Annotated in this window: 18 protein-coding genes and 2 tRNA genes; 15 read left to right on the plus strand and 5 right to left on the minus strand. The window is 62.7% G+C overall.

Translation table 11 applies throughout. The features are described 5' to 3' along the window. Nucleotides 1-183 precede the first annotated feature (183 nt). Nucleotides 184-381 (plus strand): type II toxin-antitoxin system HicA family toxin, encoded by a 198-nt coding sequence (locus tag JS533_RS09015; RefSeq protein WP_241514088.1) that lies wholly within the window; start codon nucleotides 184-186, stop codon nucleotides 379-381. Further along, a complete protein-coding gene (locus tag JS533_RS09020; protein WP_241514089.1) occupies nucleotides 378-791 on the plus strand; it encodes a type II toxin-antitoxin system HicB family antitoxin in 414 nt (137 codons plus the stop codon). The genes JS533_RS09015 and JS533_RS09020 overlap by 4 nt, the downstream gene beginning before the upstream one ends. Nucleotides 792-865: 74 nt before the next feature. On the opposite strand, the gene JS533_RS09025 is transcribed toward JS533_RS09020, so the two are convergent. The 3 genes from JS533_RS09025 to JS533_RS09035 form a co-directional block, all read right to left on the minus strand. Then, complete coding sequence (locus tag JS533_RS09025) at nucleotides 866-1,135, minus strand: hypothetical protein (protein WP_241514090.1); 270 nt, start codon at nucleotides 1,133-1,135, stop codon at nucleotides 866-868. A gap of 253 nt (nucleotides 1,136-1,388) precedes the next feature. Continuing rightward, entirely contained in the window at nucleotides 1,389-2,522 is a 1,134-nt protein-coding gene (locus tag JS533_RS09030) for a tyrosine-type recombinase/integrase (protein ID WP_241514091.1), read from the minus strand. Continuing rightward, on the minus strand, nucleotides 2,500-3,156 hold the full coding sequence (locus JS533_RS09035) for a helix-turn-helix domain-containing protein (RefSeq protein WP_241514092.1): 657 nt from the start codon (nucleotides 3,154-3,156) through the stop codon (nucleotides 2,500-2,502). Before JS533_RS09035 ends, JS533_RS09030 begins: the two co-directional genes overlap by 23 nt. Nucleotides 3,157-3,284: 128 nt before the next feature. Here JS533_RS09035 and JS533_RS09040 point away from each other — a divergent pair, with 128 nt between their 5' ends. From JS533_RS09040 to JS533_RS09080, 10 genes are all read left to right on the plus strand, one after another. Then, entirely contained in the window at nucleotides 3,285-3,683 is a 399-nt protein-coding gene (locus tag JS533_RS09040) for a helix-turn-helix transcriptional regulator (RefSeq protein ID WP_241514093.1), read from the plus strand. After that, nucleotides 3,680-3,970 carry a hypothetical protein gene (locus tag JS533_RS09045; protein WP_241514094.1) on the plus strand — a complete coding sequence of 97 codons (291 nt, stop codon included), beginning with the start codon at nucleotides 3,680-3,682 and terminating at the stop codon, nucleotides 3,968-3,970. The genes JS533_RS09040 and JS533_RS09045 overlap by 4 nt, the downstream gene beginning before the upstream one ends. Before the next feature lie 177 nt (nucleotides 3,971-4,147). Further along, a complete protein-coding gene (locus JS533_RS13725) occupies nucleotides 4,148-4,276 on the plus strand; it encodes a hypothetical protein (protein ID WP_274619229.1) in 129 nt (42 codons plus the stop codon). A gap of 43 nt (nucleotides 4,277-4,319) precedes the next feature. Further along, nucleotides 4,320-5,810, plus strand: coding sequence for a DUF3631 domain-containing protein (locus JS533_RS09050; RefSeq protein WP_241514095.1), 1,491 nt, complete (start codon nucleotides 4,320-4,322; stop codon nucleotides 5,808-5,810). Between the two features lie 17 nt (nucleotides 5,811-5,827). Continuing rightward, complete coding sequence (locus tag JS533_RS09055; RefSeq protein WP_241514096.1) at nucleotides 5,828-6,067, plus strand: hypothetical protein; 240 nt, start codon at nucleotides 5,828-5,830, stop codon at nucleotides 6,065-6,067. A gap of 29 nt (nucleotides 6,068-6,096) precedes the next feature. After that, entirely contained in the window at nucleotides 6,097-6,348 is a 252-nt protein-coding gene (locus tag JS533_RS09060; protein WP_241514097.1) for a hypothetical protein, read from the plus strand. A gap of 100 nt (nucleotides 6,349-6,448) precedes the next feature. Then, nucleotides 6,449-6,910 (plus strand): hypothetical protein, encoded by a 462-nt coding sequence (locus JS533_RS09065; protein ID WP_241514098.1) that lies wholly within the window; start codon nucleotides 6,449-6,451, stop codon nucleotides 6,908-6,910. Between the two features lie 2 nt (nucleotides 6,911-6,912). After that, the gene (locus JS533_RS09070; RefSeq protein WP_241514099.1) at nucleotides 6,913-7,314 is read left to right on the plus strand and encodes an alkaline phosphatase family protein; all 402 of its coding nucleotides are present in this window, start codon (nucleotides 6,913-6,915) and stop codon (nucleotides 7,312-7,314) included. A gap of 11 nt (nucleotides 7,315-7,325) precedes the next feature. Beyond that, a complete protein-coding gene (locus JS533_RS09075) occupies nucleotides 7,326-7,829 on the plus strand; it encodes a hypothetical protein (protein WP_241514100.1) in 504 nt (167 codons plus the stop codon). A 144-nt stretch (nucleotides 7,830-7,973) separates the two neighbouring features. Further along, nucleotides 7,974-8,810 carry a phage major capsid protein gene (locus JS533_RS09080; RefSeq protein ID WP_241514101.1) on the plus strand — a complete coding sequence of 279 codons (837 nt, stop codon included), beginning with the start codon at nucleotides 7,974-7,976 and terminating at the stop codon, nucleotides 8,808-8,810. Between the two features lie 673 nt (nucleotides 8,811-9,483). Here the strand turns inward: JS533_RS09080 and JS533_RS09085 are convergent. Continuing rightward, nucleotides 9,484-9,557, minus strand: a tRNA-Gly gene (locus JS533_RS09085). Between the two features lie 125 nt (nucleotides 9,558-9,682). Then, nucleotides 9,683-9,770, minus strand: a tRNA-Leu gene (locus JS533_RS09090). A 338-nt stretch (nucleotides 9,771-10,108) separates the two neighbouring features. Between JS533_RS09090 and JS533_RS09095 the strand changes: the two genes are divergently transcribed. The 3 genes from JS533_RS09095 to JS533_RS09105 all read left to right on the plus strand — a co-directional run bounded on the left by JS533_RS09095 (nucleotide 10,109) and on the right by JS533_RS09105 (nucleotide 14,425). Then, entirely contained in the window at nucleotides 10,109-10,786 is a 678-nt protein-coding gene (locus tag JS533_RS09095) for a hypothetical protein (RefSeq protein WP_241514114.1), read from the plus strand. A 283-nt stretch (nucleotides 10,787-11,069) separates the two neighbouring features. Continuing rightward, on the plus strand, nucleotides 11,070-11,339 hold the full coding sequence (gene rpsO / locus JS533_RS09100) for a 30S ribosomal protein S15 (protein WP_219059342.1): 270 nt from the start codon (nucleotides 11,070-11,072) through the stop codon (nucleotides 11,337-11,339). A 389-nt stretch (nucleotides 11,340-11,728) separates the two neighbouring features. Beyond that, complete coding sequence (locus JS533_RS09105) at nucleotides 11,729-14,425, plus strand: polyribonucleotide nucleotidyltransferase (protein WP_241514102.1); 2,697 nt, start codon at nucleotides 11,729-11,731, stop codon at nucleotides 14,423-14,425. Nucleotides 14,426-14,432 lie beyond the last annotated feature (7 nt).

Here is a 14,432-nt window from a genome sequence, read left to right on the forward strand (position 1 = left end):
CTCGACAACCTCATCGGCCTGGTCATGCTCAAATGCGGCGGACTCAACCTCAAACTCCCCGGACACCAATAAGCAGTAAGCCAGACAGAAGATTCACACCCACACAAACACCCGAAGAGCCGTTTTTCGTCGGTTCTTCTTCCCAAACTTGACGTAATGCGCATTATGCGTATAATGGCGGGTGTGAGGTTCAAGGAAATCGAGAAGATACTGCTGGCCGACGGCTGGACGCCCATCGCGCAGAAGGGCAGCCACCGCCAGTACGTCCATCCGACGAAGCCGGGTAAGGTCACCGTGCCCGACCATCGCGGCGACGTGAACCCCTACATCGTCAAAGCCATATGGAAACAGGCCGGCATTAACGAAAAGAGGACGAAATGAAACTGGTCTACCCGATCATCCTCACCCCGTACGAGGACCACAGCGGCGGCTACGTCGTCACCGCGCCCGACATGCCCGGCCTCGTCACCGGCGGGGATACACTCGCCGAAGCGCTCGACATGGCACGCGATGCGGCCAGCGGCTGGGTGCTCACCGAACTCGAGGACGGCCGCGACGTACCGCATGCCAGCAACATCGCCGACGTGACGCCCGACGAGCCGGATGGCATCGTCAGTCTCATCAGTCTCGACATGGACGCCTACGCCGAAAAGTACGGCAGCAAGGCGGTACGCAAGAACGTGACCATCCCCGCATGGCTCGACACGTTCGGCGAGCGCCACAACATCAACTACTCACAGGTGCTGCGCGAAGGGCTCGAAAACAGATACCGCGAACTTCAGGGCGCCTGATCCGGTATAGACGCGAAACAGCCCCGGCAGCTCGTATGCGAGCGCCGGGGCTGTTTCGCGTAGGTGGGGGCGTGTCAGGCTTTGTTGGCGTTGATGATGTTGAGTGCTTCCTGTGCCTGTTCCTTCTTCTTGAATTGGAGCAGGATCGCGTTTTTCATAGCCGCCTTCTTGACGGTCATGTATTTTCCTTTGACGGTTACGCCGGCCACGTCGCTGTAGTAGACGACGCCGAAGCCTTTGAGTCCGCCGAGGAGGCCGTATTTGTTGATTTCGATGCGGTTGTCGTAGAGGCGGAAGTTGCCGCCGTCGAACAGTGCGCCTGGCGCTGGTGTGATTTTTGCCATCGTTGGCTCCTTGTCGGTGTCGTTGTATGTGGTCATGCTATCGGGGTCACGATTGGGCATAATTGACCCAAATCTTGCAAAGGGGCACCGCCTCGCCATGAAAAAACAGGAAGGCCGGAAACCCTTGCAATCATTGGGCTTCCGGCCTTTTGTCTGGGAGCGGATGACGGGAATCGAACTCTACGAACGTATCGCCCATGAGTGTAAAACCGTTATTTTCCAACGGTTCTACACTCACAGAAGGTGGTATAGATCACTGTGTTTTGTCCGAGCTGTGACATGTGTGTGACATGACGGAGGTTATCCGATCGTCCACGCTGACCGCCACAGTGTTCAGATCATGGTCAAACAAGTCCGCGTATCTGTCCATTGTTTCCGCCGCTGTTCGATGACCTAGCATACGCTGGACAACCTTCGGGTTGGCGCCGGACGATATGGCTATTGACGCAGCCGTGTGCCGCAAATCGTGAATGGTGAGGGACGGGACGCCCGATTGAGCTATTGCCCGCGAATACCAGCCGTGAGCGCCGCGACGGTACTCGCCTATGTACCCGCCGCCGTCTCCCGTGAACACAAGATCGTTCTTGCCTTTGCCTTCGCATTCCTCGGCTATGCGGCGCATCACATAGTCGGGCACCGGAACGCTTCGCCGCTCCCAAGTCTTTGGCAGGCTTTCGACCCATTCCTTGTGAACTCGGGTCACGCTGCGTTCCACGGATATGCGCAGGTCGGCAATGTGGATATCCTCGACGGTAAGCCCTCTTGCTTCGCCGGTTCGTAGCCCGCAGAAGCCAAGCGTAAGCATCAACGGCGCGAACCTTCCGCTTGCATCAGCGAGAGATAGCAGCTGCTCGACCGTGAGGTACGTTCGTTTCTTCGCCACTTTCTTGGGTAGCCTGATATCCGCGCATGGCGTTTTGCGTATGAGACCGTCCGATACCGCCATGTCTAGAAGTTGTTTAAGCAGGTCATAGGCGCGTATGACGACACTTGCACTCTTCGCCTTAACGCCGTTGTTCTCATCGCCGGCCGATAGCGTACTCACCCATGTCTGGACCTCCGACCGGTAAATGGATCCAACCGCCCTATCACCCCATCGTGGCTCGACATGATTCTTCCAAGCGCTTTCGATATCGCGGTAGTAGGATGCCTTGACGACTCCCTTCTTCCCGGCGAGATAGGTGGGGTAGATCGCCGATAGCGGCAGCGCCTTAAACTCCGGGTCGATGTAGTCGCCTTCTGCCATTTGGTTTTCCACTTGGCGTTTGAAGGCGTCGGCCTCGCGCTTGAGTCGGAACGTCTTCGACTTCTGTTTGTGGGATGGGTCCCAATAGCGTACGCGGTAGCGGATGCCGCCGGCGGTCTCATACTTCTGAATCGTCGCCATCTACATCACCGAATACCGAAGGCAGCCACGCGCGCAGTAGCGGAGCTAGCATCTTTCCCTCTTCTGAATCAAACTCGCCGCTCCCAAAACCTTCGCGGTTATATACATATCGTTCATATCCCGCTGGCGTTAACTGGTCGGCCTCTGGCTCAGCTACATCATTCTGTTCATACCCAATGATCATGTGCCGTATGACGTCTTTCAAGATACGCTCTGGTCGCGTTCTAAGAAGAATCTCATGCACGCTTTCCTCGACGGACGCAAGATCGTCGGCGCTCAGAACGGAGGCCGAAATAAGCAGCCAACGACGATCATGTTCTATCTTCTCCCACGCCTTCTCCAGTGAATTTAATCCATCCTCAAGCGAGTCGACGCTTTTTTGCAACGATCTAACCTCATCGTTCGCGGCCACCAGCTGCCAAATCTCGCCCCCCTCACAACCTAAACAATCTAAAACATCCAATGCTTCAGTCAGGCGGAGCGGCCTGTCGCCTCTCTCTATCGACCACACGGTTGATTGCGACCACCTATAGCCACGCTGCTTCATACGCGCTGCAAGCTCTTCTTGAGACAGCGAACCTCTCAGAGAAGCAAGGTTGCGACCAACCTGAATATCTTTATCTGTTCCAGCCATGGACGTCACATTACCCGAAAACTCAGTTAGACACGACTTGCAAATCACATAAAATGTGCTATCGTCACAATTACCTTGTTTTCTAGTTGGATATCACTAGAAACTCTAGTCTCAAAGAAAGGAATGGTATGACTCAGACTCACCACACTGCCATCGACCGGACCGTCCCGGCCGTGACTATCCCCGACGAGCTGACTACCCAGACGGCCCGATTCGTGGCCCTCATGGACAGGTTCGCTGCCAGTCCGAACCCGGACGACGTGCGCATGACCGTCGAGGAAACCAGCGTGTACGTCCCCATGTCAGTCGGTCAACTCGGACAGCTTCGCTACATCGGCCGGGGACCGAAGTTCATCAAGCCCAGCCCGAAAACCGTTCTGTATCGCAAGGGAGACGTTGACGACTGGCTGGCGTCCTGCGTTCAGAACACGACGGCAAGCAGCGACGAGGAAGCCGAGCAGCGGGCCGAACGGATCAGCCAATACAACGAGGCCGCGAAGGCCAAGTACAAGAAGGTGAATGCATGACCGAAGAAATGAAGAAGGTCGCCGACGCTGCCACGTCCGCGACCCGTGAAGATTCCAGCTCTACGTACAACCAGAATCGTGAGTCCCAGTCTACTACGGCTCGCCGTGTGACGCGGATCACAATCCCGAACTCGATTGATCCGGGCCGGCCCATGACCGCCACCAAATACTACGACGGCTTCGCTTCACTGTCGTTGGGGCTGGATCAACTCGCGGCCGTTCGTATCCTGCTGACACCCGAGCAGGTGGCCGAGCTGGTGGACCTACTGACCGGGGGTGCGCAGTGAAGCCGGTTGACGTTCTCACCATGATTCTTGCCGTCGTCTCCGTCTGTCTCGCACAGGCGGGCCGGCTGGCCTTGGCCGTTATGGTCCTTGCTGTCGCGCTGCTCGTTGTCGTCGGGGAAGGTGTGTGTCGTGTCGCAGTCCGACTCTTACGCGGCGTGGCTGGAATGGAACCGTTTGATGAACCTCAGCCGTTGGTATGCGGATCATCCCGGCGAGTGGCCGCAGGGCGAGAGGGCCACGTATCGCAACCAGCGTACGGCCGAATACAACCGCGCGTTGTCCAAAGCGTTGGCGCGGCGCATGTAGTGAATGCCGTGAACCGGTATCACGTCATGGAAGGGAGCAGGCAATGAGCGCGACGAAGGCGCGGGAGACCATGACGCCCCAGACCATCGAGAATCTGGGCGTGGCCGTGCCGGCCGGGCCGGTCGGTGCCGTGGCGAGGACGAGGCCGGGGAAGCGTGGTCAGATGCCGCCAGTCTCGCAGCTCAAGCCCGCCGAGGCGACCGTTTCCCTTGTGGACGCTTCTGGCGGCACCCATACACAGGAAGTGTCCAATGCGTCCAAAGCGTCCAAAGTGTCCAGCGACGTGGGGCGGCGCGTGCTGGAGCTGCTGGACGAACATGTCGGCGCGTCCCTTGACGACCTCGTGGTGGTCACGTTGTGGATACTGCATACATGGACGTGCAACAGTCTCGGCACCACCCCTCGGCTGCTGATTAGCTCGATCATCCCCGGCGCGGGCAAGACCACGCTTCTGGACTGGATCAAGCATCTGTCCCATAACGCCGTGATGATGGCCGCCGTATCGTCCGCGAGTCTGCTCGCCGGTCTCGCGGAGGCCGGTTACACGATGCTCGTGGACGAGGCCGACCGGTCGTTGCGCAAGGACAACCCCTTGACTCAGGACTTCCTTGCCATCGTCAACAGCGGGTACAAGGTCGGCAACACAAGGCCGGTCAACAAGCCCACCAAGGACGGCGGCTGGGAGCCGAGCGTGCAAAGCACGTTCGCGCCGGTCGCGTTCGCCGGCAACAATCCCGACCTTCCCGACGATACCGAGCAACGCTGCATCCAGTTGTTCCTTTACCCGGACGATACCGTCGCCGAGACCGACTGGGAACTCATCGAGGAAAACGGCGAGTACACGCGACTGCTCGGGGATATCGAACGATGGGCCGGCGACGGGCAGGTGTTGAAGGCGTTGCGCAACCGGCCGGCCATGCCCGAATGCGTCAAGGCCCGGTTCCGTGAAATCTGGCTGCCGCTCGCCCGCGTCGCCCAGACGCTCGACGACTACGACGACATGCGCGGCCGCAAGACGTCATGGCTGGATACCGTGGCAAGGCTGGCGGAGGACAATGTGACCCAGTCGAGAATCGACGCGGCCGAGGGCCTGCGCAAGTCGTCGCCGTCCGCCGCGCTGCTCAGGGACGTTGCGGCCATATGGTCCCGGCAATGGGAGGAACGGCGTTTCGTCTGTTCGGCGGATATGTGCAACGCCCTCGCCCTCTACGATCCCGAGGCGTGGGGCATCGGCAGCGAGTACCGGAAGATCACGCCCAAACGACTGGCCGGACTGCTCAAGAAGACCGGCGTCCATGCGGGACGCAACGAGGACAACACCAAACGCGGGTATCGGATCGAGGCGCTTGTCAAGCCGTGGGACTCGCTGCGCATCTGGGAGTCACTCGAACCGCAGGGCGTCAAGCGGCCGAAGATTCTGGACACATTGGACGCTTTGGACACATTGGACACTTCCCAAAAGAGTGCGGGCGACAGCGCCGAACCATCGGAGACGACAGACGAGGACGGGCCGGACCGCGAACCGGACTTCTGACAGGGAGGAAAGCCGACATGGACACCAAACAACCCCACACCACGGCACTCGTCATGCACCAGCCCGCCGAATGGCTCGACCATTACGAAGGCACATGCCGCACCATGTGCGGGCAAGTGCTCGCCTACGGGCCTCCCTCGCTGCGCAGGATCATCGACAGCCCCGACACACTCAAGGTGTCGTGCCCGCTCTGCGAACTCGCCATGTTCTGCGAGGAACTCGACCCCCGCAACTACGAACAAGGCACACTCTTCTAACCACCAACCAACCAATGAAAGGAATCACCATGAACGACAACAACGACGCGGAGCGCCGCAGCGTGTACGAGAACGCCTACCGGCGTGAACTCGACCAAAGCATGAGGGACGTCGAAACGGCGTATGAGACCGAGGTATCCCGTTTGATCGCCGAGGGATGGGACGCGGACGCGGCCAAGAACGAGGCGAGGGAAGCCGTTCGTCCCATGCGGGAGCAGGCAGAGCAGGCCGCCGAACGAGAGGGCCGTGAGGCCGTGGCCGATTTCGACCGGTGGAACTAGCCGGCCGGACGCAACAAGGGGGATGCCGGCGCGTGACGCCAATCAGCCTCCGGCATCCCCCGGTATCCGCCACAAGCGTGGCAGAAAGGAAGGCACACAAATGAGTGCCAGTGAACAGAATACCGATCCGACGAGGCTCGCCGACACCGGAACGCTGACGATGCCGCCCCGCTGGGCCGGCGACGTCGACGTGTACGCGCCCGGAAAGGACGACGACTGGCAGCGCGTCGTGCGTATGACCGGGGGTGTGGGCGTGGCCGATGATCCCAGCCGGCTCACCGCTACCGTGCTGCTCGACGTGAACTGCTACGAGCAGGCGGACGGGAGCACTGAGGCGTTCGCCGGGCTGAGCCTCGACATCAACGAGAAGACCGCACTGCCCGTCGCGCTCGGCTCTCGCACCGCCGCAGCCTACGCGCTCATGCAAGCCGCGTTCGAGCAGAACGCGCCGGAACCCGACACCAACATGGTGGACGAATTGGAAGCCCTCATAGGCAGGGCGGCGGAACGCCTGACCGCCGCCCACGCCAACACCACCATTCAGGCAGACAAGGAGGCATAGGCGTGGAACTCTCGCAGCTGGCCGGCGTGGCCGACAAGCTCGAAACCGCCCGGCTCAAAGCAACCAACGAGGCATTGGAACACGAGTGCAAACGCCTGACCCGGGAACTCGACCGTTACCGGCGCAAGCTCAAGGCCGAGAGGGCCGTAAGCAAACGCTGCAAACGCAAACTCGACACGCTCAACCAGACCAACAACGATCACGAAAGGAACACCATCATGGCCGACGACGACACCACCGCCGAGCCTACCGGCATCATCGGCAAGCTGGGGGACATCGCCCTCGCGATCCGCACGTACGACGCGCACCGCCCCGACTTCGCCATGGCCGAGTCGCTCAAGGACATCGACCGGCAACTGAAACGCATCGCCGACCGTCTCGACCGCACCGGCACCGGACAGTGAAAGGAACCATCATGACCGAAACCACTCCGCAGACGGACGCCATCGACGCCACGCCCGGCACCATCCCGGATGACACGGCACCCCAGCCCGCCGACACCGACCACGCCCTCGCCGCGACCGCGGCACGACGCGAGGCCGCGAAATACCGCGACCGCGCACACGAGGCCGAACACCGGGCCGACGAGCTTCAGGCCCGATACCAGACCGCCACGGCGCACCTCGCCGCGGCACGACGCGGACTGCTCAAACACACCGACGTCTTCGGACGCATCGACCCGCAGGCCATGGACGACGCGCTCGACATGCTCGACATCGACGCCCTCTACCACGACGACGGCACCCTCGACGACGACGCCCTCGAACAGGCCGTGACGGACCTCGTCACAAGCAAGCCCTACATGGCACGCCAACGCGCCATCACCCAGGCCACCCGCGAACTGCTCTCCCACAGCGAACCACACCTGACCGGCGGCACGGCGGGAGGCGACCGCCTGCGCAACGCCCTCAGTCGATAGGAGCGATTATCATTACCAATTAGGAAGTCCCCCCCGGAGGGGAACCCGCGAGTCGCCCGGCGCGAACGCAACCACTGAACAAACCCAGTGTGCGTTCGCGCCTTCTTCGTATCCGGCCGGACGCACGGAAACGGAGAACACACCATGACCACCACCACACGCACCGCAGCCACGTCGTTCAACCCCGACAGCATCGTGCCCGCCACCGAGGCCGTGCCCGACGCGCTCGCGCTCGACGACAGGATATGCACCATCGGCCCCACCATCGAGGGCGACGCCCCCGCGGTACGCCTGCCCTACGTCGCCATCGCCCCCGCCGCCACCATCACCACGGAAGGCCGCGAGATCCCCGAAAGCACGCCCGGCCTGAGCGAACTCGTCGTACGGACCGTGAAGGTCGGACTGCTCACCGAGGTCAGCCGCGAGGCCTACAGCTACGCGCAGGCCTCCGCAAGCATCACCGACAGCGCACGCCGCTCCGTGACCTACAAGCTCGACGAGATCCTCGTCGCCAAGAAGACCACCACCAACGGCACGCCCGGCCTCGCCCACCTGCACGGCATCAGCGAAACCACCGCCACCGACTACGGCCTCGACCCGATCCTCGACGTCATCGCCAAGGTCGCCGACGCCGGCGCCAGCCCGACCGCCATCATCCTGAACTTCAGCACATGGGCCAAACTGCTCCAGGTCAAGGGCACGGACGGCCGCGGCATCATCGCACCCGAGGTCGCCAACGCACCCGCCCCGCAGCTCTTCGGTATCCCCGTGATCATCAACGCGGCCACACCCGCCGACACCGTGCTCGTCGTGGACCGAGGCACCATCATCACGTCCCTCGGCGACGTGCACGCCGACGTCGCGGACGGCGACGCATTCCGCCGCGACAGCCTCCAGATCCGCCTCACATGCCGCATCGGCTGGGGAACCTTCCAGCCCGCCCAAATCGGCAAGGTCACGTTCAACACCACCGGCAAATAACCCCCACCCCCTCCCCCTGGGGGAGGGTACCCCGTGCGCGCCCGCGGGGCCGCAGCGACTCTAGCGCTGACGCTGGATGCGCCCCGGGGCCATCGTGGGGAAAACGTTCGCCCCCGTTCAACGCCACGGCGAACACCACCACGAAGACGCAGGCCGTGACGGCGACGGACACGGCCGGGCCCATACGAAACGTCCACGAGTAAGTCAGACGGCCGGGGGCAGCGTCCCGGCCATCGAACGGCGCGGACGCCGCGAGGACACTCACCTTCCCCCTCGCGGCGGCACCCGCCAGTCATGGCAGTAACAACCGCAACAGCCCTAAACCAGACTTAGGGGTAGTCGTGTCGATCATCGACGCAACCGACTGCCAGCCCCAAGACACCCATTGAGACAATCCCAACCACTGGCAAAGGGCAGGCACAATACGCCACCACAACAGCAAGACGGCCACCATCAACATTGCCGGCACAACCCGCCAATACCGTCGCCTAAACCGACACAAAGGACGTCCGTTAAAACGGCACCCTTAAACATGACACGCCGCGTTTTCAATCACGACAGTTAGGAGCGTGCGGGACCTTATCGGTTTTCGCTTGTGACATCCCTGTGACATTTAATCCCAATGGCCAACGTCTAGATACAAGAAAACCGTTGGAATTCCAACGGTTTTCAGTGGAGCGGATGACGGGAATCGAACCCGCGTAATCAGTTTGGAAGACTGAGGCTCTACCATTGAGCTACATCCGCAGTGCCGTTTGAGCGACTTGAGCTATTATACACAGCCTTTCCCCAAAGGCAAGTCCGCGACGGCGAAAAGCTCGAAAACTGGGAGCAGATACAAGAAAACCCCGTGTTTCCACGGGGTTTGCCGGTGTCCGAGATGGGACTTGAACCCACACGCCTGTATAAAATAGGCACTAGCACCTCAAGCTAGCGCGTCTACCATTCCGCCACCCGGACAGGTGTCGTAAGACGACGAATGAATACTGTATCGGCGAAGCGGCGATGCGTCAAATCGACGTGTCGCCCGTGTCGTCACACGGCGTTGCACGGCGCCACGCGACGTGCGCGTGCGTTCGACGGTGCCCGTATGCCTGCCCATATGGTCTGCGTGTGACGTCGTGTTTGGCGGGTCATATGCGGGTCGTATGCGACGGACGGCCGCATACGTATGGGTGAGCTAAGATGGGTCGCGGAATTGACCGGATTGACCGGAATGCTTTGACGACGACGAACGGGGCTGGTGCATGGCGAACGGGACGAATGCGACCGCGGACAGGACGGCGGAGGATGCGCCGATGAATGCCGCGGGGGAGCCGAACGAGGCCACGGAGATCGTGGACGGCAAGGTCGAGGAGGTCGAGGTGTCCCGGCACCCCGATCCGTCCATCCCCGTGTCGGATCTTTCGCTGGCCGACATCGAACGCCGCAGGTTTCGCCCGGTGTACTGGGGCGTGTATCTGGTCTCCGTGCTGGCCGCCATCATCGCGCCGTATTGGCTGGGCCGCATGCTGGCCGTGCGGCATACCGACTGGCTGGTCTCTCACATGAGCGTGTTCGACCAGCGCGGCCTCGTGTTCCTCGCGTGGACGGTCACGCTGGTCACGCTCACCGGCCTCGGCATGGCCGTGGTCGAATCGAAGACGTGGCTGTGGCGCATCGTGTTCGTGATCGGGCTGGCGGCCGAGCAGTTCATCGCCGGGCTCAGCCTGCTCAAACTCGACTTCTGGTATTCGACGTACGTCGTGTACGGCGACGCGGCGCCGCTGGCGAACGCGACGAACCTCGGCATCATCGCCGCCGGGTTCGGCGTGGCCGCGTACGCGGTGCTGTGGGTCGGCCTGCTGATCCTGATCCGCAAGGATTCGCCGCTGAGCGTGCTTACGCGCAGCTGGGCGTCGTTCATCATGTTCTTTGCGATCGAGGCCGCCGCGCTGCTGATCGTGCTGTTCGGCGGCCTGCTGACGACGGTGTGACGCGTAACGCAAGTTGCGTGCTCGCGGACTGCGGCAGACCGCTGTGTCACAGACTGCCGTGCCGCGGACTGCCGTGCCGCAGACGATCGTTTGCGGCACGGCAGTTGCCGCGCGATCACCGCGCGATCACCTCGCGCAAGTTGACGACAAGCCGAAAAGCCCTGTCCCGCAAACGAAAGTCCCGCACCCGTCGTATAGTATCCCCTTGGCGTGTTTCGCCCGCGGATAGAGAGCGCGCCGGCACTGGGCCGGCAGCACCGCGCAGCAACATAAGGAGGATGCCGTGGCACTTACGGCTCAGGAAAAGCAGGAAATCATCACCAAGTACGCGACGCACGAGGGCGACACGGGTTCTCCGGAGGTCCAGGTCGCGCTGCTGTCCAAGCGCATCGCCGATCTGACCGAGCACCTCAAGGAGCACAAGCACGATCACCACTCCCGTCGTGGTCTGATGCTGATGATCGGTGACCGTCGTCGTCTGCTCGACTATCTCAAGCGCGTCGACATCAACCGTTACCGTGCCCTGATCGAGAAGCTGGGCATTCGTCGCTAACATACTTTGCGCCCGGGCAGTCATTGCTCGGGCGCTTTTGCGTGGTCCCGCGGCCCGCGCGCGATCGGCGCGTGTCCTCGCGGGACGCGATGCAGCCGATGAGGCCGGGTGTGTCTGTCTGAGGGTGAAACGCACAATAGAGACGAGTCTGGAATCTGACAGAGGAACGGCGCGGGGGAGTCCCGCGCACCGAGCACGAATGAGGACGGACGGCAGGCGTCGGGAGGAAGAGACGCACGGCGGGCCGTCCACGATCGGAACAACGGGTACGCAAGTACGCACGCATGGCAGAGGAACGGCTTGGCCGAACGGATGACGCGATGAGCGGAGTTCGGCGAAAGCAGTAGGTAACTGTAGGAAATAACAGAAAAACAAAAAGGAGGAACCCTATGGAGGGTCCCGAAATCAAGGCCGTTGAGGCCGTAATCGACAATGGCTCGTTCGGCAAGCGCACGCTGCGCTTCGAAACGGGCCGCCTCGCACAGCAGGCGGACGGTGCCGTCGCCGCCTATCTTGACGACGATTCGATGATCCTGTCCACCACCACCGCCGGCTCCAGCCCGAAGGAGAACTACGACTTCTTCCCGCTGACCGTCGACGTCGAAGAGAAGATGTACGCCGCGGGCAAGATCCCGGGCTCGTTCTTCCGCCGCGAAGGCCGTCCGTCCAACGACGCGATCCTCGCCTGCCGCATCATCGACCGTCCGCTGCGTCCGCTGTTCCCGCACACGCTGCGCAACGAGGTGCAGGTCGTCGAGACCGTCCTCGCGATCAACCCGGACGATGCGTATGACGTCATCGCGCTGAATGCGGCCTCCGCGTCCACGATGATCTCCGGCCTGCCGTTCTCCGGCCCGGTCTCCGGCGTCCGTCTGGCGCTGATCGACGGCCAGTGGGTCGCGTTCCCGCGCTGGAGCGAGCGTGAGCGCGCCGTGTTCGAGATCGTGGTCGCCGGCCGCGTGATCGAGAACGGCGACGTCGCGATCGCCATGATCGAGGCGGGCGCCGGCAAGAACGCCTGGCACCTCATCTACGACGAGGGCCAGACCAAGCCGGACGAGACCGTCGTGGCCCAGGGCCTCGAGGCCGCCAAGCCGTTCATCAAGGTCATCTGCGAGGCCCAGAACGAGCTCAAGGAAAAGGCCGCCAAGGAGACCAAGGAGTTCCAGCTCTTCCCGGAGTACACCGACGAGCTGTACGCGCGCATCGACGAGATCGCCCACGCCGACCTCAACGAGGCGCTGTCCATCGCGGAGAAGCTGCCGCGTCAGGACCGCATCCACGAGATCAAGGAGCACGTGCGCGAGATCCTCGCCAACGAGTTCACCGACATGGCGGACGACGAGAAGGAGAAGGAGCTCGGCAACGCGTTCAAGGAGCTGCAGCGCCAGATCGTGCGCCGCCGCATCCTCACCGAGGACTACCGCATCGACGGCCGCGGCCTGCGCGACATCCGCACCCTGTCCGCCGAAGTGGACATCGTGCCGCGCGTGCACGGCTCCGCCCTCTTCCAGCGCGGCGAAACCCAGATCCTGGGCGTCACCACGCTGAACATGCTCAAGATGGAGCAGCAGATCGACGCGCTGTCCGGCCCGCAGTCCAAGCGCTACATGCACAACTACGAGATGCCGCCGTATTCCACCGGCGAAACCGGCCGCGTCGGCTCCCCGAAGCGCCGCGAGATCGGCCACGGCGCGCTCGCCGAGAAGGCCATCGTGCCGGTGCTGCCGAGCCGCGAGGAGTTCCCGTACGCGATCCGTCAGGTCTCCGAGGCCATCGGCTCCAACGGCTCCACCTCGATGGGCTCCGTGTGCGCCTCCACCCTGTCCCTGCTCGCCGCGGGCGTCCCGCTGAAGGCCCCGGTCGCGGGCATCGCGATGGGCCTGGTCTCCGGCGACGTGGACGGCCAGCACATCTACAAGACCCTGACCGACATCCTGGGCGCCGAGGACGCGTTCGGCGACATGGACTTCAAGGTCGCCGGCACCAGCGAGTTCATCACCGCCCTGCAGCTCGACACCAAGCTCGACGGCATTCCGGCCGACATCCTCGCCGCCGCCCTGCAGCAGGCGCACGAGGCCCGCACCACGATCCTCGACCTGATCAACGAGTGCATCGACGGCCCGGCCGAGATGAGCGAGTACGCTCCGCGCATCATCACCACCACCGTTCCGGTCGACAAGATCGGCGAGATCATCGGCCCGAAGGGCAAGAACATCAACCAGATCCAGGAGGACACCGGCGCCGAGATCGCGATCGAGGACGACGGCACCGTCTACATCTCCTCCGAAGGCGGCGAGGCCGCCGAGAAGGCGAAGCAGATCATCGACCAGATCGCCAACCCGCACGTACCGGAGGCCGGCGAAGTGTACAACGGCAAGGTCGTCAAGACCACGTCGTTCGGCGCGTTCGTCAACCTGACCCCGGGCACCGACGGCCTGCTGCACATCTCGCAGATCCGCAACCTCGCCAACGGCGAGCGCATCGACGCCGTCGAGGACGTGCTCAAGGAGGGCGACACCGTCGAGGTGGTCGTGCAGGGCGTCGACGATCGCGGCAAGATCAGCCTCGCGATCCCGGGCTTCGAGGACCAGGAATCCGGCGCCGGCCGTGGCGCCGCCCGTGGCGACCGTGGTTCCGACCGTGGTGACCGCGACGACCGTCGTGGCGGCCGCGCCCCGCGCCGCGATCGTGACGACCGTCGTTCCGACCGTGATTACGACGACCGTCCGCGCCGTTCGCGCCGCGACGATCACGATGACGACGATTACGATGATCGTCCGCGCCGCCGTCGTTCCGATCGTGATTACGACGACCGCGACGATCGTGATTACGATGATCGTCCGCGTCGTTCGCGTCGCTCGGATCGTGATTACGACGACCGCGACGATCGCCGCGACGACCGTCGTTCGTCCCGTTCCGATCGCGACGACCGCGACTCCCGTCCGCGTCGCTCCCGTCGTGACGACCGCAACCCGCGCTACGCCGCCGACGAGAACTACGACGAGTACCGCGCCGAGCGCGTCGAGCGCAACGAGCGCCCGCGCCGCCGCGTGCGTCGCGACTTCGATCCGTTCGAGGACTGATAGTCCT

It is taken from the genome of Bifidobacterium amazonense, assembly GCF_018555435.2.
Classification (GTDB): Bacteria; Actinomycetota; Actinomycetes; order Actinomycetales; family Bifidobacteriaceae; genus Bifidobacterium; species Bifidobacterium amazonense.